This window comes from Sphaerochaeta sp. S2 (assembly GCF_016406725.1).
Classification (GTDB): Bacteria; Spirochaetota; Spirochaetia; order Sphaerochaetales; family Sphaerochaetaceae; genus Sphaerochaeta.
In genome coordinates, this window is sequence record NZ_JAEKNT010000232.1 from 30,910 (window position 1) to 55,475 (window position 24,566).

22 protein-coding genes are annotated in these 24,566 nt (G+C 48.4%); 15 read left to right on the forward strand and 7 right to left on the reverse strand.

All coding sequences use genetic code 11. The features are described from left to right. Positions 1 to 68: 68 nt before the first annotated feature. Positions 69 to 599, reverse strand: a complete 531-nt coding sequence (gene pth, locus JF818_RS06490) for an aminoacyl-tRNA hydrolase (protein ID WP_198891215.1) — start codon at positions 597 to 599, stop codon at positions 69 to 71. Positions 600 to 634: 35 nt separating this feature from the next. Between pth and JF818_RS06495 the strand changes: the two genes are divergently transcribed. The 6 genes from JF818_RS06495 to JF818_RS06520 are packed head-to-tail and all read left to right on the forward strand — an operon-like array spanning position 635 to position 7,761. Then, the gene (locus JF818_RS06495; protein ID WP_198891216.1) at positions 635 to 964 is read left to right on the forward strand and encodes an NGG1p interacting factor NIF3; all 330 of its coding nucleotides are present in this window, start codon (positions 635 to 637) and stop codon (positions 962 to 964) included. An 8-nt stretch (positions 965 to 972) separates the two neighbouring features. Beyond that, on the forward strand, positions 973 to 2,133 hold the full coding sequence (locus JF818_RS06500; protein ID WP_198891217.1) for a homocysteine biosynthesis protein: 1,161 nt from the start codon (positions 973 to 975) through the stop codon (positions 2,131 to 2,133). Beyond that, the gene (locus JF818_RS06505; RefSeq protein ID WP_198891218.1) at positions 2,130 to 2,543 is read left to right on the forward strand and encodes an NIL domain-containing protein; all 414 of its coding nucleotides are present in this window, start codon (positions 2,130 to 2,132) and stop codon (positions 2,541 to 2,543) included. Before JF818_RS06500 ends, JF818_RS06505 begins: the two co-directional genes overlap by 4 nt. A gap of 2 nt (positions 2,544 to 2,545) precedes the next feature. Beyond that, a complete protein-coding gene (locus JF818_RS06510; protein ID WP_198891219.1) occupies positions 2,546 to 3,280 on the forward strand; it encodes a UPF0280 family protein in 735 nt (244 codons plus the stop codon). 1 nt (position 3,281) lies between these two features. Further along, a complete protein-coding gene (metH, locus tag JF818_RS06515; RefSeq protein ID WP_198891220.1) occupies positions 3,282 to 6,803 on the forward strand; it encodes a methionine synthase in 3,522 nt (1,173 codons plus the stop codon). A gap of 4 nt (positions 6,804 to 6,807) precedes the next feature. Continuing rightward, a complete protein-coding gene (locus JF818_RS06520; protein WP_198891221.1) occupies positions 6,808 to 7,761 on the forward strand; it encodes a methylenetetrahydrofolate reductase in 954 nt (317 codons plus the stop codon). On the opposite strand, the gene nth is transcribed toward JF818_RS06520, so the two are convergent. Continuing rightward, complete coding sequence (nth, locus tag JF818_RS06525; RefSeq protein WP_198891222.1) at positions 7,758 to 8,420, reverse strand: endonuclease III; 663 nt, start codon at positions 8,418 to 8,420, stop codon at positions 7,758 to 7,760. The genes JF818_RS06520 and nth overlap by 4 nt on opposite strands. Positions 8,421 to 8,498: 78 nt before the next feature. On the opposite strand from nth, the gene aroF reads away from it, so the two are divergent. The 8 genes from aroF to JF818_RS06565 all read left to right on the forward strand — a co-directional run bounded on the left by aroF (position 8,499) and on the right by JF818_RS06565 (position 16,252). Next, complete coding sequence (aroF, locus tag JF818_RS06530) at positions 8,499 to 10,409, forward strand: 3-deoxy-7-phosphoheptulonate synthase (protein ID WP_198891223.1); 1,911 nt, start codon at positions 8,499 to 8,501, stop codon at positions 10,407 to 10,409. Position 10,410: 1 nt separating this feature from the next. Further along, positions 10,411 to 10,947, forward strand: coding sequence for a DUF4416 family protein (locus JF818_RS06535; RefSeq protein ID WP_198891224.1), 537 nt, complete (start codon positions 10,411 to 10,413; stop codon positions 10,945 to 10,947). Between the two features lie 12 nt (positions 10,948 to 10,959). After that, positions 10,960 to 11,688 carry a hypothetical protein gene (locus JF818_RS06540; protein ID WP_198891225.1) on the forward strand — a complete coding sequence of 243 codons (729 nt, stop codon included), beginning with the start codon at positions 10,960 to 10,962 and terminating at the stop codon, positions 11,686 to 11,688. 41 nt (positions 11,689 to 11,729) lie between these two features. Then, positions 11,730 to 12,938, forward strand: coding sequence for an L-serine ammonia-lyase (locus JF818_RS06545; RefSeq protein ID WP_198891226.1), 1,209 nt, complete (start codon positions 11,730 to 11,732; stop codon positions 12,936 to 12,938). A gap of 138 nt (positions 12,939 to 13,076) precedes the next feature. After that, positions 13,077 to 13,547, forward strand: coding sequence for a hypothetical protein (locus JF818_RS06550; protein ID WP_198891227.1), 471 nt, complete (start codon positions 13,077 to 13,079; stop codon positions 13,545 to 13,547). Positions 13,548 to 13,751: 204 nt separating this feature from the next. Further along, on the forward strand, positions 13,752 to 14,060 hold the full coding sequence (locus JF818_RS06555) for a hypothetical protein (RefSeq protein ID WP_198891228.1): 309 nt from the start codon (positions 13,752 to 13,754) through the stop codon (positions 14,058 to 14,060). Positions 14,061 to 14,080: 20 nt separating this feature from the next. Further along, positions 14,081 to 15,940: a heavy metal translocating P-type ATPase gene (locus tag JF818_RS06560; RefSeq protein WP_198891229.1), complete on the forward strand. Its 1,860-nt coding sequence runs from the start codon at positions 14,081 to 14,083 to the stop codon at positions 15,938 to 15,940. 78 nt (positions 15,941 to 16,018) lie between these two features. Next, positions 16,019 to 16,252, forward strand: a complete 234-nt coding sequence (locus JF818_RS06565; RefSeq protein ID WP_198891230.1) for a heavy-metal-associated domain-containing protein — start codon at positions 16,019 to 16,021, stop codon at positions 16,250 to 16,252. Positions 16,253 to 16,345: 93 nt separating this feature from the next. Here the strand turns inward: JF818_RS06565 and leuS are convergent, their stop codons facing one another. From leuS to JF818_RS06590, 5 genes are all read right to left on the reverse strand, one after another. Continuing rightward, entirely contained in the window at positions 16,346 to 18,862 is a 2,517-nt protein-coding gene (gene leuS, locus JF818_RS06570) for a leucine--tRNA ligase (protein WP_233066553.1), read from the reverse strand. Between the two features lie 52 nt (positions 18,863 to 18,914). Next, on the reverse strand, positions 18,915 to 20,177 hold the full coding sequence (locus tag JF818_RS06575; RefSeq protein WP_198891231.1) for a hemolysin family protein: 1,263 nt from the start codon (positions 20,175 to 20,177) through the stop codon (positions 18,915 to 18,917). 166 nt (positions 20,178 to 20,343) lie between these two features. Beyond that, entirely contained in the window at positions 20,344 to 21,156 is an 813-nt protein-coding gene (locus tag JF818_RS06580) for a GNAT family N-acetyltransferase (RefSeq protein WP_198891232.1), read from the reverse strand. Next, a complete protein-coding gene (gene corA, locus JF818_RS06585; protein WP_198891233.1) occupies positions 21,150 to 22,202 on the reverse strand; it encodes a magnesium/cobalt transporter CorA in 1,053 nt (350 codons plus the stop codon). The genes JF818_RS06580 and corA overlap by 7 nt, the downstream gene beginning before the upstream one ends. A gap of 9 nt (positions 22,203 to 22,211) precedes the next feature. Continuing rightward, complete coding sequence (locus JF818_RS06590) at positions 22,212 to 22,808, reverse strand: lysoplasmalogenase family protein (RefSeq protein WP_198891234.1); 597 nt, start codon at positions 22,806 to 22,808, stop codon at positions 22,212 to 22,214. Positions 22,809 to 22,903: 95 nt separating this feature from the next. Between JF818_RS06590 and JF818_RS06595 the strand changes: the two genes are divergently transcribed. Then, positions 22,904 to 24,566: toprim domain-containing protein (locus tag JF818_RS06595; RefSeq protein ID WP_198891235.1), on the forward strand; the 1,663-nt coding region annotated here is incomplete at its 3' end.

Consider the following 24,566-nt stretch of genomic DNA (forward strand, 5'->3'; position numbering starts at 1 on the left):
GATAGTGGTACTCCAAGTATATCACGAGTGGCCATGCTTGTAACCACTTTCTTGGGAATTGGATGCTGTTAGACTAATGTATTTGTGACAGGAAGAGTAGGAATATCGTCTATTAGCATCTTTTTTGCTGAATCAAGAATCAAGGGAAGTGAAATCTCTTCTTCAGGCGAGAATCGTTGTAAGACAAAGGAGGAAACGGTTCCATGCTTTGGTCTTCCGATTCCAATACGAAGTCGAAGGAACAAGTCGTCCTTGATATGGCTCTTGATTGACTTCAATCCATTGTGTCCCTGGAGGCCTCCACCACTCTGCATCCTGATTGTCCCAAAGGGAAGCTCCAGATCGTCATGGATGACCATGACTTCCTGTGCTGTATAGGAGAAGAAATCCATACAAGAGCGAACGGATTTTCCGCTTTCGTTCATATAGGTATGGGGCTTAAGCAGCCTGGTTCCCCCATCCTGGGCAATCAGCCCATTGAATTTCTGTGACCATGAGAGTGTTGGGTACATATAATCACAAACCATCCAGCCTACATTGTGCCGGGTTTTCTCATACGCTTTACCAGGGTTGCCGAGAAATACCAGAAGTTTTACCATACCCTATCATACGGACAAATAGAAGGAGAGAAAAGGTGTACATATTGGTAACCTATGTTCCTGATTCTCATCTTGAGGTAGTAAAGGAGGCTCTCTTCAAGGCTGGAGCTGGAAAGATGGGATCCTACGATTCCTGTTGCTACCAGAGTCAAGGAACCGGCCAATTTCGTCCTCTAAAAGGTTCATCCCCCTTCATTGGGCAGGTAGGAGAGCTTGCACAAGAGCGGGAGTGGCGTCTAGAATTGGTGGTTGATGAAGAATTTGCTGCCCCAGTGGTAGAGGCGCTCTTGGAGAGTCATCCCTACGAGGTCCCTGCTTATCATTTGATCCCGGTCTTGACCCTTGAAGGGTTGAGTGACGAATAGGAGCCCCTATGGCAAAGACAGTTTCCCAGATCAATGAGAAAATCAAGAAAGGCACGGTTGTCGTGGTCAGTGCAGAAGCATTTACCGCGATGGCAAAAGAGAAAGACCTAAAAGAACTCAGTGAAGAGGTGGATATCGTAACCACTGCCACCTTTGGCCCCATGTGCTCCAGTGGAGCAATCATCAATTTCGGACATTGGTCTCCCGGTATTCGTATGGAAGAGATTACCCTCAATGGGGTGAATGCCTATGAGGGGCTTGCTGCAGTAGATACCTACATTGGTGCGACCAGCGAATCCAAGTTCGATGCTACCTACGGTGGAGCGAATGTTATCGAGGAGTTGATCGATGGCAAGGATGTCCGTCTGCATGCAAGGGGTAAAGGAACCGACTGTTATCCCACCAAGGAGATTGATACCTATATCAACAAGGATACCATCAACGAGTTCTATCTCTTCAATCCTAGAAACGCCTACCAGAACTATGCAGCAGCCACCAACAGCACGAACCGGATCAGGTACACCTATATGGGCAGCCTTCTTCCCAGGTTCTCGAACGTAACCTACTCCACCAGTGGTGAATTGAGCCCATTGCTGAATGATCCCTACCTGAGAACCATTGGTCTTGGAACCCGGATCTTCCTTGGTGGAGGAGAGGGGTATGTGGTATGGAACGGGACCCAGTTCAATACCAGACGGGAACGTACACCAGAAGGTATTCCCACCCTGCCTGGGGCAACCCTTGCTGTTATAGGGGATGCGAAACAGATGTCGAGGGAGTATATCCGCTCTGCCTACTATGAGAAGTATGGTATCTCGATGTTTGTCGGTATCGGTATTCCTATACCGGTACTTGATGAGGAAATGGCAGCCCATCTAGCCATCTCAAATGAGAAGATCACCACCAATATTCTCGACTACGGGCAGGACGGGCACCCATCGGTCGGGACCTGTTCCTATGCCCAGCTTGCCAGTGGCTCTGTCACCTTGAGTGATGGAAAGGAAGTAAAGACTGCTCCCCTCTCTTCCCTAGCCAAGGCACGGGAGATTGCCGATATCTTGGCCTCCTGGATCAAGGAGAAACGATTTTTCCTCTCTGAGCCAGTGCATACGTTCCCTACTGACAGTTTCGTGAAACCTTTGGTTCCTCGCGAAGGAGGTGAGAAATGAAAAAGCGATATGCCTTGCGATTCTCTCCCACCTTGGTGGAGCAACCTATTGTAAGCAAGCTTGCCCGATCCTACGATGTGGACATCAATATCCTCAACGCTGATGTTGCCAGTGGTCGTGGGGGAAAGCTCATTGTTGAGTTGAGTGGAACCGAGCAAGACTTGGATGCGAGTGTTATTTATCTCGGAGAGATCGGGGTTGTTGTCTCTGAGATGGTCAAGGAGCTGCTCTTCAACCAGGATGGATGTATTGACTGCGGTGCTTGCACGGCTGTCTGTTCCTCCGGTGCCTTATGGATGGATTCTGAGGCAAAGCTGCAATTTGATGTATCACATTGTGTTGTGTGTGGGCTCTGTGTCCATGCCTGTCCAATGCGCCTGTTTGAGGTATCACACGAACGGGAGGCATAGAATTGTACCAAAGGAGAGCCTATCGACAGAGCATGGGGTCTACCCGTTTCTCTTCATTCTCCCTTTCTATTGGGGAGAGTGATGTTTGGATTGGATTCCAGGGGTCTGCCGATAAGAACTCCCTACAAGCTGAAACGACAACCCTTTTAAGACGACTGAGAAGGGAGCTTCTTGACTATGGGGATCCCACTCTGTTTACCAGCTTTGTTCCCTTGCAACCGAAGGGAGAACTCTCTGTATTGTTGCAGCGTATGTTTGATGCAGGGGAACGTTCAGGTACTGGCCCTTTTTCCAGTGTGGCGGGAGCAATCGCCGAGCGCCTTGGAAGGCATCTCAAGGACCAGTTTGGTCTCTCGGAGATTGTTGTTGAAAATGGTGGTGATTTGTATATTGATGTCCTAAAACCTCTTCCCGTGAAGCTCTTTGCCCCAACAAGTCATCTTTCAGGGAAGCTTTCCATCATTGTTGATCCTTCCTATGGCCCTATGGGAGTCTGTACCAGCTCGGGAAAGATTGGGCACTCAATAAGTTTCGGTAAGGCTGATGCTGTTATGGTTGCATGTAAAGATGCTGCCCTTGCGGATGCGTATGCGACTGCATACTGCAACCGTGTCTCCAGTAAAGAGGATGTGAGGAAGGTGTGCGAGGCGCTCACAAGGCAGGAAGAAGTCCTCTCCGCTGTAGTAGTATTTGAAGACACGTTGGCCGTTGGTGGCCATTTGGAGGTAGGTACCTGACATGAATAGAAGAGAATACTTGCAGGTGTTGCTTGAAAAGAGAATCGTGCTCCTGGATGGGGCTATGGGTACCATGATCCAAAAGCAGGGATTGCAGGTCGAGGATTATACCTTGGAGGATATTTCGGCCCCTGGCTGTAATGAATTTCTCAACCTCAGCAGGGGTGATGTCATTTATCAGATACACCAAGAGTACTTATCCTCTGGCGCTGACATCATCGAGACCAACACCTTCTGCGCGAATGCTTTCAATCTTTCAGAGTATGGCTTATCAGGAGAAGTGGAACCCATCAACCTGGCTGCCTGTGAAATAGCACGTGAGGCAGCCGCAGACTATGAAGCAACCCATGACGGGTATGCCTTTGTTGCAGGGGTTCTTGGTCCTACCAACCGTTCCCTCTCCTTCTCTGAGAAGGTAGAGGACCCAGCATATCGACAAAAAGACTTTTCCTCCTTCCTGGAGATGTACCGTGAACAAGTTCGTTCACTGCTCCAAGGAGGGGTAGACCTCCTCCTCATTGAAACAGTATTTGATACCTTGGTGGCAAAAAGTGCCATCATTGCATGTCTACAGGAGATGGAAGCACAACAGAGGACCATACCTCTGATGGTAAGTGTAACCTTCAGTGACCAGAGTGGAAGGACACTCAGTGGGCAGACCCTTGAGGCCTTTGTGGCAAGCCTTGCACCCTTTCCCCTTTTCAGTCTAGGACTCAACTGTTCCACCGGGCCGAATGAGATGCTTCCTCTTATCGAGAAACTCTCCGGGCTCTGTCCCTTCTATGTCAGTGCCCACCCCAATGCAGGATTCCCGGACAAGGAAGGAAATTATCAGCTGCAGGCACAGCAGATGGCAAAAGATCTTTCCCCTGCCCTGCAGAAAGGGTATCTGAACATTCTCGGTGGATGTTGTGGTACCACCCCTGTTCACATCAAGGCATTGAAGGAAGCCTCTGTTCAGGCTGTGGTTCGGCAGCTGCCTAGGATAACTTCTTCCCTAGCCCTGAGTGGGATGGATGTTGTGAAGGAGAAAGAGGGTGAACTGCTTATAGTTGGAGAGAGAACCAATGTGGCAGGTTCGAGAAAGTTTGCCCGCCTGATCAAGGAAGAAAAGTGGGAAGAGGCTCTCCAGATTGCCCGGGAGCAAGTAGCCCATGGCTCTTCTGTCTTGGATCTCTGTATGGATGCATCCATGCTTGATGCAGAGAAGAGTATGAAGAACTTCCTACGCTATATCGCGAGTGATCCCTCAGTGGCAAAGGCAGCAATCATGATTGACTCCTCAGATTGGGAGGTTGTCTGCTCCGCTCTTGGAGAGGTCCAGGGACGAGGGATCGTTAACTCAATCAGTTTGAAAGAGGGAGAGGAAACCTTCATTTCCCATGCCAAGCATATTGCCCGCTATGGTCATGCGATGGTGGTCATGTTGTTTGATGAAGAGGGACAGGCCGCTACCTATGAACGTAAGATTTCCATAGCAAAGAGGAGCTATTCCCTGCTTAGTCAGGCAGGGATCAGGGATGAGGATATTATCTTCGATGCCAATGTCCTCTCTATTGCCACCGGTATAGAAGAGCACGATACCTATGCCCGAGATTTCATTCTTGCCACCCGGGAACTCAAGAGGCTCTATCCGCGTTGCCATACCAGCGGAGGAGTGAGTAATCTCTCCTTCTCATTCCGTGGGAATGATGCACTTCGTTCTGCCATGCATGCCCTCTTGTTGGAGTTGGCTGACCTTGATATGGCAATCATCAATCCAGCAAGTCTCATTGATGTTCAGACATTGAACAAGGATGTACGTTCCACCATTGAACATGCTCTTATGGCAGAGGGGGGAGATCTGGCAGATATCAGGGCTGAACTGATTAACCTAGCCCTGACCATGCAGAGTGAGGATACACCCAAGAAGAAGACGGCTCCTCGCTCTGAGAGAAGCGCTTCTGATCGGCTCTATGATGCAGTGGTAGCTGGGGACCATACCTATCTTTCCCAGGACTTGGAGGCAATGAAAGAAGAAAATCCTCTCTCCTTGGTGGAAGGCCCCTTGATGGATGGTATGAAGGAGGTAGGTCGTCTCTTTGGAAAAGGAAAGCTGTTCCTACCCCAGGTGGTGCGAAGTGCGAGGACAATGAAGCTTGCGGTTGATATCCTCCAGCCACGTATTACTGCCTATTTAGAGAAGAATTTACACGAAACAGGGAATCAAAAGAAGATTGCTGTCCTTGCGACGGTCAAGGGCGATGTGCATGATATCGGCAAGAATATTGTTGCACTGATTCTTACATGCAATGGATTTGAAGTCATTGACCTCGGAGTAATGGTTCCGTCAGTAGATATTTATGATGCAGCCATCAAATACCAGGCAGACATCGTAGGCCTGAGTGGTTTGATCACACCATCCCTGAAGGAGATGGAGGGGGTCATCTCCCTTTTCGAGGAGAGGGGCTCCAACATCCCCATCTTTGTGGGAGGGGCAACCACCAGTGAGCTGCATACAGCGGTGAAGCTTTCGGTACGGTACTCGAATCCTGTCATCCAGACAAAGGATGCTTCTGCCATGGCCTTGGCGGCCAATGAGGTGGTAGGTCCCAACCGCCTTACATTCTTTCATGAAGTAGATGAGCGCTATCGCCAACTTAGGGAGGACCATCAGGATGCAAAAGAGGTGAAGCATTCCTCTGTTGCTGTTGGATATGCTTCCTCCTTGGAAAGCAGTGAGCAAAAGAGCGTGGGAACGAAGGCAAAAACCTATGGGGTGAATACGCTGAGAGATATTCCCCTCTCTGATTTGCTGGAGCTCATCAACTGGAACATGTACTGTGCTGCATGGAAGGTTCCTTCTGCCAGTGAAGAGGGAGTAAGACTCATCAGACAAGCGAAAGCGCTTCTGGAAGAGGAGAATATCCGTCTTCTCTTTGAGCAAGGATGCAGGATTGTCTATGGGGTATTCCCAGCCAAGAGCGACCGGTTGTCGGTACAGGTGGGCGATAAGACCTTCTACTTCCTGCGTGACGAGAAGAGTGGCCTCTGTATTGCTGATATGATTGCGAAAGAAGATACGGTCGGGTTGTTTGTAACCACCAGTTCCCTTTTCTTGGCTCCCTATCTCAAGGAGCTGGAGGAGCGGGGAGATACCATGCGGCATCTCTCTGTTAAACTTCTTGCCGACCGCCTTGCCGAAGCACTTGCAGAGAAAGCGCAGCAGTTGATTGTCTCCATGTGGGGAGAGAGCCTCACATCCTACCTCCGTCCAGCCCCAGGATACCCCTCCTGGAACGACCATAGTGAGAAGGGGACCCTCTTTAGCTTGCTTGATGCGACCGAGAGAATCGGGGTACAGCTTACTGAAAGTTTTGCCATGGATCCTCCCTCCTCTGTATGTGGTATGCTGATAGGAGGGGAGAATCTTCGATATTTTGCCCTCAAGCATATCAGCGAAGAACAGCTCTCCCTCTACGCAAAGCAGAAAAGTATAGACAGGCAGATGCTTGCCACGCTCCTCAGTGGTATGGAATACTGAAGACATGCAAGTAATCGACATCCTCAATGAGGCAAAGAAACCCCTGTTTACCTTTGAACTGGTTCCCCCTTTGAAGGGCGGAGATGTCCAAACCCTTCTGGAATCTGTTCGCACACTTAGTGAATTTGACCCAGCCTACATCAATGTGACCAACCACCAGCAGGAAGTGGTCTATGTGGAAAGGGAAGATGGGCTCCTGGAGCGGCGCACCGTGCATAAGAGGCCTGGCACTGTTGCGCTTTCAGCCTTGATCCAATATACGTTCCAGATTCCTGTAGTAGCACACCTGATCTGTGGAGGAATGGATGCTGACCAGCTTGAGGATGCCTTGGTGGAGCTCAATTTCCTGGGTATCGAGAATATCCTTGCCCTGAGAGGAGATCCTCCAAATGGGGTGAAGCGGTTCGTGCCGGTAAAAGGTGGATATGATCACTCAAGTGACTTGGTAACCCAGATTGCTCGCCTCAATGAGGGAATATATCTGGATGAACAGCTCCAGAATGCTCAAAAAACCCATTTCTGCACTGGCGTTGCAGGCTACCCGGAAAAGCATGGAGAAGCTCCAAACCTCACCTATGATATCCAGATGTTGAAGAAGAAGGTGGACAGTGGTGCCCAGTATATTGTCACCCAGATGTTCTTCGATAATAGTGTATACTACCGCTTTGTTGATGCCTGTAGAAAGGAAGGCATCAATGTGCCCATCATTCCCGGTATCAAACCCATTGGCAGTAAGCGAGATCTTGCAACCATTCCCCAGACGTTCCATGTCGATTTTCCCGATGAGCTTGTTTCTCTGTTGAATGGTGCAACTAAGCTCGCTGAAATCAGGGAGATTGGCGAATATTGGTGTATCAAGCAGGCGAAGGATCTGCTCGCCCATGATGTTCCCGGTGTGCATTTCTATACCCTTGGAAAGGCAGACAGGGTAGCCAAGATTGTCAGGGAAGTGTTTTAACGACTACGCTTCACACCAATCTTCGGACAGCGCTCCGTCTCAGGGCATTTGCTGCAGAAGGGACTGATCGGAGTACATATGAGCTGTCCGTATCGCACCAATAGTTCATTGAGAGGGATCCAGAACCTTCTTGGCATGATGTCCATGAGGTCTTTCTCTGTCTGCTCCGGGGTTTTTGTCTCCACCCATCCCATTCGATTTGCTATCTGGTGGACATGACAATCCACACAGATGGCTTCAACCTGGAAGCCCAGGTTTAGGGTGAGGTTTGCGGTTTTTATCCCTACCCCAGGGAGGGAGAGCAATAATGTTTGGTCGTTTGGGACGACTCCCCCGTATTGCTCCAGGAGTATTTTACTGATGGCCCTGATATTCCTTGCTTTTGTCTTATAGAACCCTGATGGATAGATGGCCTTCTGGATTTCCTCTTCACTGAGATTGAGCATACTCTCTGGGTCCTTTGCGAGCGAAAAGAGTTTTGTGCTTGCATCGAGGGTTACCTCATCCTTGGTTCTCAGTGAAATGATGGTAGCTATTAGCACCCGAAATGGGTCATTTTCCCTCTCTGCAATTACCGAAACTGAGGGTAGAATACCACCCTCCTTCTCGATTGCTTGTTTGAATAGTATAAAAACTGAATCCCAATATGCATCATTCATAGGCATTCTCCTACCATGGAAAGGCAAAATAGGCAATGATTACTTGACCTTTTTACTATTACACTCTAGCGTATTTTCATGATAATCGTACTGCAAAAGAACATTGGTGACACACAGAAGGAAGCGATCAGATCCTTCCTTGTTGAAAAGGGCTACACCGTCAAAGAAATCATTGGACAGGAAGAAACTGTTTTTGGTGCGGTGGGCCAGAGTACTGTTGATATCAGGGAAGTGGAGATGCTTGAGGGAGTGGCCAGTGTGGTACCCATCAGCAAACCCTATAAACTTGCTTCACGAGAGCTGAAGAAAGAGGACACCATTGTGTCCGTAGGTAAAGTGAAGATTGGTGGAAACCGTATTGCTATTTTTGCCGGACCCTGTGCAATAGAGTCACGTGAACAGATCATGAGCATTGCTGAGTCAGTACGAGAAGCGGGTGCTGTCATTCTCAGGGGAGGCGCATTCAAGCCAAGAACCAGCCCCTATGCCTTCCAGGGTTTGGGAGAAGAGGGGCTGCAGTACCTCAAGGAAGCTGGTGAGACGTTCGGTATGCCGATAACCAGTGAAATTGTGAACCCTTCTGATGCACCCATGATGGCAAAGTACATTGACATGTTCCAGATCGGGGCAAGAAATATGCAGAATTTTGAACTCCTCAAGGCTGTAGGCAAGACCGGTATGCCGGTTCTCCTGAAGCGAGGCCTTTGCGCCACCATTGAGGAGTGGCTGATGGCCGCCGAATACCTGATGAGCAGTGGTACCGACCAGGTGGTTCTATGCGAACGAGGAATTCGTACCTATGAACGGGCTACAAGGAATACCCTCGATATCTCAGCAATTCCCATGGTGCAGAAGATGACCCACTTGCCGGTCATTGGCGATCCAAGCCATGCAACAGGGGTAAGGGACATGGTTTCCCCGATGAGTCTGGCGTTGGTTGCCAGTGGAGCCTCTGGTTTGATCGTTGAAGTACACAACCATCCTGAGAAAGCCTTCAGTGATGGTCCACAATCCCTCTATCCGTCCCAATTTGAGAAGTTGATGCGTGACATCCAGGCACTGAGTTCAGTGGTGGGAAAGTCCTTGGAACGAATTCCCCGTCTTGCCTCCATTACTGTCTCTGATGCAAAGGAGCAGGTTCTGGAGAAGGACCAGTTGGTGGTTGCCTTCCAAGGAGAGAGAGGGGCTTACAGCGAACTTGCAATCCAGCGAGCCTTCGATGAAAGTACCAAGGTTCTTCCTTGTACAGGTTTTGCAGATGTCTTTGAGGCAGTCATGGAAGGTAAAGCTTCCTATGGCATGATTCCCATGGAGAATACCCTGGGAGGTACGCTGTACGAAAATCTGGACCTTCTGGATAGACATCCAGGTATCGAGGTTGTGGGAGAGCAGCAGATCAGGATAATCCACAACCTTATTGCACTCCATGGGGCCAAGAAGGAGGACATCAAGGAGATCTACTCACACCCACAGGGGCTTGCCCAGTGTACTGACTACCTTGCAAAGGAGATGGCACACGCCAAGGCAATTCCCTTCTTCGACACCGCTGGTGCAGTCGCCTATGTAAAAGAGTGTGGTGACATTCATAAAGCAGCCATTGCAGGCCTTCCTGCGGCAAAGGCACATGGACTTGAAGTCCTTGAAGAGGCTATCGAAAGCAACTCCAGCAACTATACACGCTTCTACATTATCTGCCGTGAAGAGCGAAGCAGTGTGTTTCGGTCTGCCAGCCAGGTCAATCGTGCTTCCTTGCGGTTCACTGTACCCGATCGCCCAGGGTCCCTCTTCCAAGCCCTCTTGGTCCTTACCAAACATGGTTTGAATATGAAGAAACTGGAAAGCCGTCCTATTCCTGGAAAGCCATGGGAGTACTCCTTCTTTGTGGAGACGGAGCTTGGAGAGGAAGGTGCATTCAAGGTTGCACTTGAAGAGCTTGGTGGTATTTGCCACTCGATTCGGGTCCTGGGGACCTATTCCAGTACACTCTGACATGGGTAGGGAGCAGGGTTTCCTGCCCCATCGGCTGGTGATGGGGGTGTTGGTTTCACAGCAGGAGATGATTTCTCTCGTGAAGGAGCGCCTTATTGAGCGGTATGGGCCTATCTTGGATAGTACAGAGCCCAGTTTCTTTACGTATACCGATTACTATGACGATGAGATGGGAGGAAAACCCTTGCGGTTTTATCTGAGCTTTGCCCATCTCATCGATCCGTCCCGGCTATCTTCAATTAAACGAGAGACCAATGCCTTGGAGGCGGAATTTACCCAGAATGGTGGGAGGAGAGTGAATCTGGACCCCGGATTACTGAGTCAGGCCAATCTCGTTCTTGCCACTACCAAAAATCGTGCCCATCGTATTCCATTATCTGAAGGCATCTATGCTGAACTTACCCTGATGTATGCAAACAAGCAGTTTAAAAGTTTTCCCTGGACCTATGCAGATTATACGAGTGAGGGGGTAAAACTCCTCTTCGCCTCTTGGAGAGAGCGGTACCGAAGACAGCTGAAGCAAGAAGGCTTCTTGTAATGCTTATAAGGTGTGAGAGTAGTATTTTGTTGCCTCCTTCTCATACTCTGTATTGGATGTGAGGCAAATGTTTTACACGAACAACGTATAACGGTCACATTGCAGGAATCCCATCCGTGGGGGGAAGCCTCCCATCGTCCGCTTTGGCATACCTTGGTGTATACAAATGGAGAGGGTGATCGCAGTTCCATGCATCTTACAGAAGGGCAGAAAAGTGCCACGCTTACCGTTCCGAGGGATTCTCTGACCGTCCTCTGTGCGTATCCACTCTCCTACCTATATCCCTATGGTGGCTTTTATCATCCGGGGGCAGACGATTCTGTAACGCTTACCCAGGAACAAGGAGAGCTTGCAAAGCTTCTTCTTGATTCCTATCAGTTCAATCCTGAGGCAGTGGAGCATATCAATGCCACTTATCTTGCCGATGAGGTGGGGGATGCAACCCTTCTTGACGGGAACGCTCTAGTGGTTTCCCTGCTCAACGGGGAGGGTATTCCTTCCAATTTGAGCCACTATGAGAAACTGGAAGTGGTTGTATCTGATATACCATCCGGTTATTGGGTTCCCGAGCGGCTTAACCAAGAACCTTTTTGGAATAGATGGGGAGAGGCTATTTCCTTGGAACTGGAGGGTGGGTTGCAACGTTTTCTCAATCGGGAAAGTTCCCTTTGTCTCTCCCTTTATGTTGATCTTAAAAAGGGTGAGTACCTGAGTAGTCTTTCAAATGCGCCGCCTTGGTAAAAGAGCTTCCCATTTTTACTATAAACCGGTAGAGTTTGTACATGGAATCCTTGCGTGAACTCTACAGAATTGGGTATGGCCCCTCGAGTAGCCATACCATGGGCCCGCGCTCTGCAGCACAACACTTCCTCTCCCTTCATGCTGACTGTCAGCGGTTTGAGGCTGATTTGTACGGAAGTTTGGCTGCTACCGGGAAGGGACACTTGACCGATAAAGCCTTGCGAGAGGTATTTTCCTCCGCGGGAAAAGATGTTGAGATTGTCTGGTACCCAGAAATTGAGAAACCTTTCCACCCCAATGCACTTACGATCCGCTCTCTTTCCGATACAGGTGAAGCCATCTATGAGAACACCTACTACAGTGTGGGAGGTGGAAAAATTGTTCTGGAAGGCGAAGATGCTGACCAGGCTGCAGAAGTATATCCCAAGGCATATTCCAGAATGCGCCAGATTCTTGACTACTGCGGGGAAGAAGGGATGCAGATATGGGAGTTTGCTCTCCAGTTTGAGGATTCGGACATTCTTACCTACATGGATGAAATCTGGAGTGTGATGTGTGATGCAATTGAGCGTGGGGTGAATGCAGAGGGAGTACTTCCTGGGGGATTGAAGCTTCCAAGGAAGGCAAGCCAATTCAACTCCAAAGCTGGTGAGTTCACCGCTGCAATGGGAAATCCTGCATTTGCCATCAGCTACGCTCTTGCAGTCAGTGAGGAGAATGCTGGTGGGGGGAAGATTGTCACAGCCCCAACCTGTGGAAGTTGTGGGGTTCTCCCTGGGGTTTTGTACTACCTGGCTAAACAATACAAGTTCCCCAAGATACGTATATTGCGTGCGCTTCTTACCGCTGGGATCATCGGCAATGTGGTAAAGACCAATGGATCGATCAGTGGGGCGGAGGTTGGTTGCCAAGGAGAGATAGGGGTTGCTTGTGCAATGGCAGGAGCTGCTGCTACACAACTTCTTGGTGGCTCCATCTTCCAGATAGAGTATGCTGCAGAGATGGGCCTGGAGCATCATCTTGGTCTTACCTGTGACCCAATGCGTGGTCTTGTACAGATTCCATGCATTGAACGAAATGCTCTTGCCACCATGCGTTCCATAGACCACTGCACCTATGCCCTTCTTGGTGATGGGCGCCATAAAGTCTCTTTCGACAGTGTCATCGAGGTGATGATGGAAACTGGACAAGCACTTCCTTCCCTCTATCGAGAAACAAGCAAAGGCGGCCTTGCAAAAGTCCTCGGATAAGAATAGTATGTCATAAGATAAACGTGCTCTAATCTATTCTATAGGATTGATATAGATGGATTTTAGGCATGTCTAATAGTACTGAACATGTCATTTATACTCGTTGCTACTGACATAGGTTTTCTGGATAGGTATGCTATGAGACAGAGGAAACAATACCCTAATCTTTCAAAGAATAGCCAAGCAATTCGCATTGGCATTTTTTTCATAGCTTGTTTGGTGTTATCTCATCCTCTCATTGCAGCAATTTCATTGCAGGACCCATTTCCCTCAGATGTAAAATTTGTTCTGGTGCAGGGCAGTGAACGTAGGTCCCAACAGGAAGTGCCTATCGCCGAATTGTACGTTCAGGCAAAACACCGTGGAAGGGGAAGCGTCTCAATAACCTACTCCCCTCTCACTGATGGTACTAATTCAGTGCTGTATCAGATGGTCAGAGAAGATGGCAGGCAATTAAATGGTGGTTTTTGTGCCGAATACGAGGCAAGTAATCAACAGAGAAGGACCTACCGGCTCTGTTCGTTAAAAGCCTTGCTCTCTCGTTCCTTGCGGGAAGAGGAAATGCATCTAACAAGCACCATTATTCTCGATCTCTCCGTTGAGTTGTAACTACAAGAGTTACTGCTAAAACGAAACAGTACAACACTATTCTCACCTATTCCCCTGGAGCCAATTATGTACACAAGAGGGTAATACCTCCACATAGGTGTGCTATATCTACGAATTCAATCAAAGTTGATTCTAATCAATTATCATTCTTTCATTCCTTGGTAGGTTACTCATGTAAGCAGAAGTAATGAAGGAGATTTTACGATGACAAACAATACATCATTTACCCAATTGAAGAGAGAATATCTCAATATTCTGAAACAATATATTCCTATTGTAGATAGGATTCATGGGCCAAACCATCCTGAATTCCATGAAGTTCGCAGGATATTTGAGAACATGGACAAAGAGCTGGATCAACCAGATGCAGGGAGTACTGGATTGCAGGAATGCTTTTCTCAACTAAGAAGCCTCACTCAGAATTATAGAATCCCTGAAGATGTTTGTGAAAGCTATGAGGCAGTGTATCAGATGTTGTCAGAACTCGATGAAGCCTATCACCGGATCAAGTGACCAGAGGAAAGGAGCAACAAATGCAGAAATATATTCTCGCCAGAAAAAACACTATTGCAGCAGTCAGTGCCCTGCTGATCATCCTTGGGTTTACCAGTGCACTAGGGTTTCACAATGAGCGGCTGGCAATGTGGTCTCTTGCCTTGGCTTCTGTGTTGGGTGTTGCTCCGATAGCCATCCAGGCATATCAAGCACTCAGGGTGAAGGTCGTCAGTATCGATGTACTGGTAACAATTGCGGTAGCAGGAGCTTTCGTTATTAGGAACTTTGAAGAGTCGGCAATCGTTACGTTTCTTTTTCTTTTTGGCGCCTTCCTTGAGCAAAGAACCTTACAGAAAACCCGTTCTGCAATCAAGGAATTGACGGAAATGGCACCTGAGAGTGCTTGGAAACAACAGGAAGACGGCACGTTTGGAGAGGTTGCGATTGATGAGGTGGCAGTAGGTGATATCCTGTTGGTAAAGACAGGAGCGAAAGTACCTGTGGATGGCTTGGTCCAGTCTGGGGATGGATATATCAATGAAGCGAGCATTACCGGTGAGGCTGTACCTGTCGGCAAGCAGAAGAACTCCCATGTATTTGCTGGTACTATCCTAGAAAATGGAACCATCCAGATTGTTGCTGAACGTGTTGGTGAAGATACCACCTTCGGAAGAATCATTGAATTGGTCGAGGAGGCACAGGATTCAAAATCCGAGACCCAGCGATTTATCGATAGATTCTCCCTGTACTACACACCGCTTGTCCTGATTCTATCCCTGCTTGTGTGGCTGGTATCGCGTAATCTGGAACTTGCCATCACTATTCTGGTCCTTGGTTGTCCTGGTGCCTTGGTGATCGGGGTTCCTGTCTCGAATGTCGCAGGTATCGGTAACGGTGCACGCCATGGGGTCCTTCTAAAGGGTAGTGAGGTTATCCATGATTTCAGCAAGGTTGACACCATTGTCTTTGACAAGACCGGAACATTGACCATGGGGAATCCGAGTGTTGCAGATACCGTATATTATACTACTGAGAAAGAGAAAACTGCAGCATACCTTGTCAGCGTGGAACTAGAATCTGACCATCCTTTGGCAAATGCGATAGTTGAAAAACTTGGAAACATCGATACCTATACGGTTGGAAAAACTGATGTTGCTCCGGGTGGTGGAATTGTCGCCATGGTGGAAGGAAAGAGAGTAGTGGTCGGGAATGTTACGCTGATGGAAGAAGAGCAGGTAGCGATATCCGATCAAGTTCAGAAGGATATTGTACGGCTCGAGAAACAGGGGAATTCTCTTGTACTCATTGCTTTTGATGGGGAAGTAAAAGCCTTGTTCGGTATTCGTGACCAAGTACGTCCAAATGTGAAGAGCCATCTACAAAGACTGAAGAAACTAGGGGTAAAGCATCTCGTGGTTCTTTCAGGGGATAATCAAGGAACGGTGGACTTGGTTGCTCGACAGCTTGGCTTGACTGAAGCCTATGGGCATATGCTTCCCGAGGACAAGGCTGCCTATATCAAGAAACTACAGGAAGAAGGACGAATTATTGCATTTGTAGGGGATGGAGTGAACGATAGTCCCTCCCTCGCCTTGGCCCAGATTGGGATTGCGATGGGTAGTGGTACGGATGTTGCTATTGAAACTTCTGATGTCGTCCTGATGAGTTCCGATTTAAGCCGACTGCCTCTTGCTTTGGGATTGAGTAAAGCTATTCTTGCGAATATGAGACAGAATATTGCTATTGCTGTAGGTGTGGTGCTGGTCCTATTGGCAAGTGTGTTCTTTAGTGAGTGGATGAACATGTCAATTGGTATGCTGGTCCACGAAGCGAGCATCTTGGTTGTAATCCTTAACGGGATGAGGCTACTTCGGTACCGATTACGAAGAGCACGTTGAAAATTGATTTGAATCAATTACAAAGCATGTATACAGGTATATGCTTAATATATAAGAACAAAGAAAGGAGTTCATTCTATGAAAAAAGCTACAATCCAGTTGGAAACATTAACCTGTCCTTCCTGTTTGTTGAAAATTGAAAACGCTACCAAAAACTTACAGGGTGTCCAGAAAGAGAGTGTTCAGGTACTATTTAACTCGAGTAAGGTAAAATTATCCTTTGATGAGAAGACTATTGCCCTGGAAAAGATAGAGCAAGCGATTACCACGTTGGGTTATATAGTGAAAAAATCACAGGCTAGGGCTATGTAGTTCTTTTCAAAACGGAGTATTTTTAGCATAAAACAACAAGCGGGGTTGCATTGAGCAATCCCGCTTGTTGCATGTGTTGGACTCTATATAATACTAGCGAACTACAATATTCACCAACTTATCTGGGACCACAATCTCCTTGACGATGGTCTTTCCTTCAATCCACTGCTGGATCTTCTCGCTCTCTTTGGCCATTGCAAGTGCTGAAGCCTTGTCCATGCCTTTGGAAACAGTCTGTTTGTCTCGAACCTTTCCGTTGACCTGGAACACCATCTCAATCTCATCATCGATGGTCAGGTTCTCCTCAAAGGTAGGCCAAGTCACTTTGGTGAGACTCTCCTTGTTGCCGAGCTTCTCCCAGAGTTCCTCAGCAATGTGCGGGACATATGGGCCAAGGAGTTTTACCAAGGTCTCTGCTACTACACTGGGGAACTCATCAACCTTGTACAGCTCGTTTACCAACACCATCATCTGGCTGATGGCCGTATTGAAGTTCAATGTTGCCGTATCGTGGGTTACTTTCTTGATGGTCTTATGCAGGGTCTTGTTCAATTCCTTGGAGGGCTCATCATCGGTGATGGGTCTTTCCTCATAGAGTCTCCAAACCCTGTCCAGGAATCGGTAGATACCGTTCAGACCTGTGGTTGCCCATGGTTTTGAGACCTCAAGGGGGCCCATGAACATCTCATACATTCGCATGGAGTCGGCTCCATATTCCTGGATGATCTCATCAGGGTTGATAACGTTCTTGAGGCTCTTGGACATCTTGGCAATGACCCGCTCGAGCTTCTGCCCAGTCTCCTTCTCGACAAAGACGTCGGTCTCGACTTCTTCCACCATATCGGTTGGGACAAGGCTCTTGTCCGGTCTCTGATACGCGTAGCTGGTAATCATTCCCTGGTTGACCAGCCGTTTGAAGGGCTCACTGGTGGAAACCAATTCCAGGTCAAAGAGTACCTTGTGCCAGAAACGGGCATAGAGCAGGTGCAGTACAGCATGCTCTGCTCCACCGACATAGAGATCAACCGGCATCCAATACTGTTCCTTTTCCTTGCTCACAAACTCTGTTTCATTGTTTGGATCAAGATAGCGCAAGTAATACCAGCAGGAACCTGCCCACTGGGGCATGGTATTGGTTTCTCGTTTTGCTGCTCCGCCACAAACAGGACAGGTGGTATGTACCCAACTGTCAATTTTGGCAAGTGGGCTTTCACCAGTACCGCTTGGTTCATAGCTGGACACCTCGGGCAGCAGCAGTGGTAGCTGATCTTCTGGAATGGGGACCGTTCCGCAAGTTGGGCAGTGTACCAAGGGAATTGGTTCTCCCCAGTACCGCTGACGACTGAAGATCCAGTCACGTAACTTGTAGTTTACGGACTTGGTACCCACTTTCCTCTCTTCCAGCCAGGCAATCATGGTGTTGATGGCGTCTTCTTTGTTGAGGCCATCGAGGAAGTCACTGTTTACGTGGATTCCATCCTCAGTCCATGCTTCTTCCTGAACATCGACATCACTCTTGAGTACTTCAATGATCGGGAGATTGAATTTCTTTGCAAACTCCCAGTCACGGGTATCGTGGGCGGGAACCGCCATGATGGCTCCAGTGCCGTAGCTGATCAATACATAGTCAGCAATCCAGATGGGGATTTTCTTTCCGTTCACTGGGTTGATCGCATAACTGCCACTGAAAACACCGGTCTTGTCTTTTGCCAGGTCGGTACGCTCGAGATCACTCTTTTTGGCAGTCGCCTCAAGGTACTCCTCAACAGCAGCCTTCTGATCCCCTCCGGTAAGTTTGCCTACCAAGGGGTGTTCTGGAGCAACAACCATGTAGGTGGCTCCAAAGAGGGTGTCAGGGCGGGTGGTATATACCTCAAGGCTGTCATCCATCCCATCAATCTGGAAGACGACTGAGGCTCCCTCACTTCTTCCTATCCAGTTTTGCTGCATGAGCTTCACTGATTCAGGCCAGTTTACACTGTCCAGGTCAGCGAGCAGCTTGTCTGCATATTCAGTAATCTTGAGGACCCACTGGCGGATGCTTTTCCGTACAACCGTAGTTCCGCAACGTTCACACTTTCCGTCCTTCACCTCTTCATTAGCCAAGCCGGTCTTGCAGTTGTCACACCAGTTGATCGGGGTGTGTGACTCATAGGCCAGTCCTTGTTTATAGAGCTGGAGGAAAATCCACTGTGTCCAGCGGTAGTATTCACTTGTATGGGTAGAGACTTCCCGGTTCCAGTCATAGCTGAAACCCAGACGTTTGATCTGTTTTCGGAAGTTCTCGATGTTCTTCTCTGTGGTTACCTTGGGATGGGTGCCTGTCTTTATCGCGTAGTTCTCAGCAGGTAGCCCGAATGAGTCGAATCCCATCGGATGCAGGACGTTGTAGCCGTTCATGCGTAGGTAACGGCAATAGATGTCGGTTGCGGTGTACCCTTCTGGGTGTCCCACGTGCAACCCTGCCCCGGATGGGTAGGGGAACATGTCCAAAACGTACACACGCTTATCAGCTGGTACGCTCTCGTCCTCGGTTACGGCAAAACTCTGGTTGTCTTCCCAGTATTTTTGCCATTTTGTCTCAATTTCACTGAAGGGATATTTGCTCATGGGAGCAATCATACCTTTGGAGTGCTGTTCAGTCAACGCATGAAAGCATTTCTCAGAGGGTTCCATCATCCACAGTGGGAGAAAATTCCACTGCTTCCATCCTGTTTCCCTTCATGGAGATGATTCTGAAGGTACCGAGCTGTGACTGTACCACATCCCCCTGATCAGGTATGTTCCCGATCAGGTCAAGAAGGTATGCAGCAACCGTACTGGTTTTCTGCTTGCATGCATCGGTATCGAGGTCCAGTTCATCGACGAGTTGCTGAAACGGTGTATCTGCCATAACAAGGAATGTGCCCGGGTTTTTCTCCCTCTCCACGATACGGTCAGGATACCTCCGTTCATGCTCATCATAGAGCTCCCCAAACAGTTGCTCGGCTACATCCTCCATGGTGACCACACCGCTGAATCCACCATACTCATCCAGAACGATCGCTTGCTGGAGCTTGGCTTTCTTGAAGCGGAAAAAGACATCATCAAGATGCATTTGTTCTGGGACAAAAATTGGTTCTCGGATAATGGAAGAGATCGGGCGTCCCATCTGTTTTTTCAGCTGAGTGCGAAGAATGTCACGAACCAGTACAATACCGATGATGTTCTCCGGGCTCCCATGAAAAACAGGGATACGACTGAATCCCGCTTTTACAATGGAAGGGAATGCATCACGAATGGTGAGCTCGTCACTGATGCAAAATACATTGGTCCTATGGGTCATGATGGTTCTTACCTGGGTTTCACTGAAATGGATTGCCCTTTGCATGAGATCCGATTCATAGCGATCCACCAGACCGACATCCTCGGCTGCGTCGACCATATGCATCACCCCTTCGGTGGTGATGGTCGGTTCAGCGTGGGAGGCAAAGAACCTGGTGATAATCGCAGAGAAATGCCTAAGCAACCAGACCACAGGAAACAGCACTATTTCGAGGAAACGCAAAGGATATGCCATGAAAACAGCAATTTTCATGTTATGGGTGAGTGCCAATTGCTTTGGCGTGATCTCTCCGAAAATGAGGATAACCAGGGTAAGTAAGCCGGTAGCATACCCAACTGGCTGACTGGAAAAGAACTCGATGGAGAACGTGGTGACCAAGGACGATACCGTGATATTCACTACATTGTTTCCCACCAGAACGGTCGTGATGAGCTCTTCAGGCTTCTGGCTAAGTTTATACACCAATTTAGCCGCACGTTTCTTGCGGTTGTCCAGAATTTTAAGTTGCACAAAAGAGAGTGAGGTAAATGCCGTCTCTGTGGCAGAAAAGACTCCAGAGAGGATTAACAGGATGATGATGGCGGTTAGTTGTACGTGCATGTACACCTCCCAGCCACTGACAAACAAAACGGGTGTTCAATTGAGCACCCCATACTAGGTAACGGGTCTTCCATAATGAAATCAGTATAGCAACAGTTTCACCCACCAGACAAGTGGAATAGACCAGGTGGGAAGGAAAAAGGTTTCCCGAGCCAAATACCTTTTTTTATAGGGTGTAGACCATCTCGCTCTGGGTAAGGAGAAGGGAGAATCCCATGTGGGTCAATACACCATTTATTCCTTCACAATCGCTGGAGACATTCAATATTCCCAGTGTTGGGGTTTCTGTACAGGTTTTTGATGAAATGATGGCCTGCTTGGCGAATCCCTGCCTTCTGTATTGTGGTTCTATATAGATTTGGGCTATTGAACCTTTAGCGGGGTTGAAGCAAATAACCCCGCGTTTGACTGAGTCATGCACAATGTCATAGGCGGTAAATCCCCCACGGCTGATACATGCATCGCTGTTCTGCCAGCTGGGATTACAGTCTCCAGAAGGGATACTGATGTTCTCCTGTTTCTGCAACTGCACAGAGGACGTACCTTCCAGCATCTCTTTCTTGATTTGGTAGCAAAGCAGGCTTCTGGTGATGGTAAACCCGTGACTCAGATACAATTTCTTTGCTCGTTCATTTGTATCGATAACTTCCAGGAAGAAGGAGTTGAAACCACGTTGCTTGATATGTGCAAGCGTAGCATCGATCAATTGGTGGGCATATCCATTTCCTTGATAGGAAGGAATGATACCCGTTCCGGCGTCATATGCGTTTGTTCCCCTGATTGCGACCAGGATGAACCCCACCAGAGTGCTACCATCAAAAAGACCGATAGAGTCTTCAGGGGAGTACCCCAGGGCATGGAGATGTGCTTTCAGTTGTGCCTCGCTCATATGGATGGGAACCTCATAGTTGCTGAAGGCTTCATTGAAGACCTGCGTAAGTGTTTCTATGGATATGTGGGTGAGAGGGGATGTTACCACCAGCGTTTCCTCCAGAAATAGTATGCCATGGCGAAGACCACCAGCATACAACACACCAACATTCCGTAGAACCCCCATCTATAGGTTGCGAGGGGCATGTATGAGAAATTCATCCCATAGAGACCGGTCAGAAAGGTCAGGGGGATGAATATGGTGCTGATAATTGTCAGTACTTTCATGATGGAGTTCATTTTTGTATCGAGGCTGGAGAGATAGACTTCCATGACACTGCTGACTGTTTCCCTGAGCATCTCACACTCTTCAGCAAGCCATAGAGCATGGTCTTGAATGTCGGTGAGCAATATCTTGGTATTCTTATCCAGGAAGGGATGTTCCACTCTGATCATGGTGGCGAGGATATCCTTCAGGGGGCTGGTCATCCTCCTCAGTGAGAGAATCTTTGCCTTATGCCTGTGTATGGTAGGAGCATCGGTGGAACTCGGAGAGGTAATCACAAGCTGTTCCAGCGCATCGGTCTCATTCTCCAGTTCATCAGCTCTCACCAGGTATTGGTCAACGACCCGGTCGATGAGTGTGTGGAAGAGGACGCTGCTGTCTCCTCTTTGCAGCTTGGTCTGCGGATCTTCCAACTGACGTATGGCAGGGAGGAATACCTCACTTGCATACTCTGTGATGGAGAGCACCCAATGCTTCCCCAGGAAGAGGGAGAGCTGTTGGTCTTCGGTGGTTTCCGTTGGAAGAATTCTCAGCGTGATGGCGAGATACTGCTCATAGCTGTCGAGTTTCAGGCGTTGATCGGTGGAGAATACATCCTCAAGGCTGAGGGAGGAAAGGGAAAAAGCCTTCGCAACCTCGACGATGGACATGATATTGGACAGTCCACTTATTTGCACCCAGCAACGTTGGTTCTCTTTCGGTAGCACAAACCCTTCTGTCAACTCATACGATCCAGATGAGTAGAGGTGAGTGCGAATTCTGGTCGCCTCGGGTTGCCCGTCTCCCACAAAGACCAGGGATCCAGCAGCCAGTCCTTCCTTTTTCTTATGGAGGGGCTGGCGAGTTTGGTGCGTGTGATGAGGTTTCATTGTGTTCTCCTAGAGTGCGGTGAATCCAAGAACCAGAAAGAGTTGGGCGAGGATGTAACTTCCCATTATACTGGTATCATTTACGTGTTTCATTGCAAGACTGTCCATACCGATCATGGTATCGCTTAGTATGAACAGCAATATTCCCATGATGCAGAGTAGCGAGGCAAAGCCGGTCAACAGGGACGCTAGCATGAAGAGCAGCATTGCATATGCGAGGTATTTGGCAGAACCCTTCTGCTTCCCGATCAGGCGATACAACAGGCTGTAGGGAATCATAAGTCCTGAAAAAGCAATGGCTGCGAGAATCCAGTCCACACCCAACAATAGGACGTGGATGCCGTAGAAGATATGGCACACTGCAAAACTTGCCATACCCCATATAAAATGGCTTCCTTGATGCCCCTTGTTCAACAAGGCATCCCCGATGGTGGCAAAGAGAAGTGCAGCGAGAAGCAGGGGATAGTTCCCCTGTTGTATGAGAAATAGCATCAGGGTTGGCATCAACAGAACTTTTGTCAAATTTCCAAGAAATTGGTATCCAACCGAGCGGAAGCTGAGGTGAGCAAAAGAGATGCCAAGGTAAACCAAGAGTATGGTGTTCATATCCATAGGGTAGTGCACTGACCTGTCTTCCTGCAAGAGATTTATTCTTTCGACTATTTTGCCATCATTGTAGAATTCTGTTATAATGCACAGTCATGGCGAAGACAACATATGATGAATCGAAAATTCTTACGCTTAGCGCGTTGGAACATATTCGAAAACGTCCCGGTATGTATATCGGGCGGTTGGGAAACGGTACCCATGTCGATGATGGTATCTACATCCTTCTCAAGGAGGTGGTGGATAACAGTATCGACGAGTTCATCATGGGCTATGGCAGCCGTATCGTCATCCGCCTGAAAGAGAGTGAGGTGTCGGTGAGAGACTTCGGGCGGGGCATCCCCCTTGGGAAAGTGGTCGACTGTGTCTCAATCATCAATACCGGTGCAAAGTATAGTGATGATGTCTTCCAGTTCTCTGTTGGCCTTAATGGTGTTGGTACCAAGGCAGTGAATGCTCTCTCCTCACATTTTCAGGTCACCAGTTATCGTGAAGGAAAATACAGCACGGCTATCTTTGAGAAAGGCGTCCTGGTCAAAGAAAAGAGTGGTAAGTCAGAGGAAGCTGATGGTACTGAAGTACTCTTCACCCCTGACCCGGAACTGTTTGGTGAGTACTCCTATAATGAGGATTTTGTCATCTCCAGGATCTGGAGCTATGCCTATCTGAATACAGGGCTTACAATCAATTACAATAATCGTGCCTATAAATCATCCAATGGCCTGTATGACCTTCTGGATAAAGAGGTGGGTACGGAAAATCTCTACTCGATCATCCACTACCAGAGCAAGCAGCTTGAGTTTTCCTTGACCCATGTAACCGGCTCCTACGGGGAGAACTACTTCTCCTATGTGAATGGCCAACATACCACCGATGGGGGAACCCATCAGAGTGCCTTCAAGGAAGGTATTCTTAAAGGTATAAACGAGTACTTCAAGAAGAACTGGGCACCACAGGATGTAAGGGAAGGGGTGGTTGGAGCCATTGCTGTCAAGATCAAGGAACCGGTATTTGAATCCCAGACGAAAAACAAACTCAGCAATACCGAAATCAGGACCTGGATTGTCAATGAAGTAAAGGACGCCATTGTCGACTTTCTGTTGAAAAACACCACTGAAGCGGAGAAAATCAACCAGAAGATCCTCAACAACGAGAAACTTCGCAAAGAGCTCAATGAGGTAAAGAAGGGTGCAAGGGAGTCTGCCAAGAAGGTCAGCCTGAATATTCCCAAACTCAAGGACTGCAAGTACCACCTGGGGCAGAGCAGCGCACATCAGGAGGAGTGTGAAAGCTCCATGATCTTCCTCACCGAGGGAGATAGTGCCAGCGGAACGATTACCAAGACACGTGATGTCATGACCCAGGCGGTATTCAGCCTCAGGGGAAAGATAGTCAACGTGTTTGGGAAGAAGAAAACGGAAATATACAAGAACGCCGAGCTCTACAATATGATGGTGGCGCTTGGTATAGAGAACGGATTGGAAGGGCTACGGTACGGAAAAGTTATCATTGCAACCGATGCTGATACTGATGGCTTCCATATCCGTAACCTGTTGATGACCTATTTTCTGACCTATTTTGAGGATTTGGTGCTCTCCGGTCGTCTCTACATCCTGGAGACTCCCTTGTTCCGTGTACGGAACAAGACACAGACGGTATACTGTTACAGCGAGAAGGAACGGAACCACGCCACAAGCCAGATAAGAAATGCTGAGGTGACCAGGTTCAAAGGGCTTGGTGAGATAGACCCGAAGGAAT

What these genes read in the sequence shown, in the direction of transcription:
- JF818_RS06575 (WP_198891231.1), bottom strand. Translation starts at nt 20,177, where the DNA reads ATGCACGTACAACTAACCGCCATCATCATCCTGTTAATCCTCTCTGGA.
- JF818_RS06535 (WP_198891224.1), top strand. Translation starts at nt 10,411, where the DNA reads ATGGGTAGGGAGCAGGGTTTCCTGCCCCATCGGCTGGTGATGGGGGTG.
- nth (WP_198891222.1), bottom strand. Translation starts at nt 8,420, where the DNA reads ATGAATGATGCATATTGGGATTCAGTTTTTATACTATTCAAACAAGCA.
- JF818_RS06545 (WP_198891226.1), top strand. Translation starts at nt 11,730, where the DNA reads ATGGAATCCTTGCGTGAACTCTACAGAATTGGGTATGGCCCCTCGAGT.
- JF818_RS06565 (WP_198891230.1), top strand. Translation starts at nt 16,019, where the DNA reads ATGAAAAAAGCTACAATCCAGTTGGAAACATTAACCTGTCCTTCCTGT.
- metH (WP_198891220.1), top strand. Translation starts at nt 3,282, where the DNA reads ATGAATAGAAGAGAATACTTGCAGGTGTTGCTTGAAAAGAGAATCGTG.
- JF818_RS06550 (WP_198891227.1), top strand. Translation starts at nt 13,077, where the DNA reads ATGAGACAGAGGAAACAATACCCTAATCTTTCAAAGAATAGCCAAGCA.
- leuS (WP_233066553.1), bottom strand. Translation starts at nt 18,862, where the DNA reads ATGAGCAAATATCCCTTCAGTGAAATTGAGACAAAATGGCAAAAATAC.
- JF818_RS06505 (WP_198891218.1), top strand. Translation starts at nt 2,130, where the DNA reads ATGAAAAAGCGATATGCCTTGCGATTCTCTCCCACCTTGGTGGAGCAA.
- corA (WP_198891233.1), bottom strand. Translation starts at nt 22,202, where the DNA reads ATGAAACCTCATCACACGCACCAAACTCGCCAGCCCCTCCATAAGAAA.
- JF818_RS06555 (WP_198891228.1), top strand. Translation starts at nt 13,752, where the DNA reads ATGACAAACAATACATCATTTACCCAATTGAAGAGAGAATATCTCAAT.
- JF818_RS06560 (WP_198891229.1), top strand. Translation starts at nt 14,081, where the DNA reads ATGCAGAAATATATTCTCGCCAGAAAAAACACTATTGCAGCAGTCAGT.
- JF818_RS06500 (WP_198891217.1), top strand. Translation starts at nt 973, where the DNA reads ATGGCAAAGACAGTTTCCCAGATCAATGAGAAAATCAAGAAAGGCACG.
- pth (WP_198891215.1), bottom strand. Translation starts at nt 599, where the DNA reads ATGGTAAAACTTCTGGTATTTCTCGGCAACCCTGGTAAAGCGTATGAG.
- aroF (WP_198891223.1), top strand. Translation starts at nt 8,499, where the DNA reads ATGATAATCGTACTGCAAAAGAACATTGGTGACACACAGAAGGAAGCG.
- JF818_RS06520 (WP_198891221.1), top strand. Translation starts at nt 6,808, where the DNA reads ATGCAAGTAATCGACATCCTCAATGAGGCAAAGAAACCCCTGTTTACC.
- JF818_RS06590 (WP_198891234.1), bottom strand. Translation starts at nt 22,808, where the DNA reads ATGAACACCATACTCTTGGTTTACCTTGGCATCTCTTTTGCTCACCTC.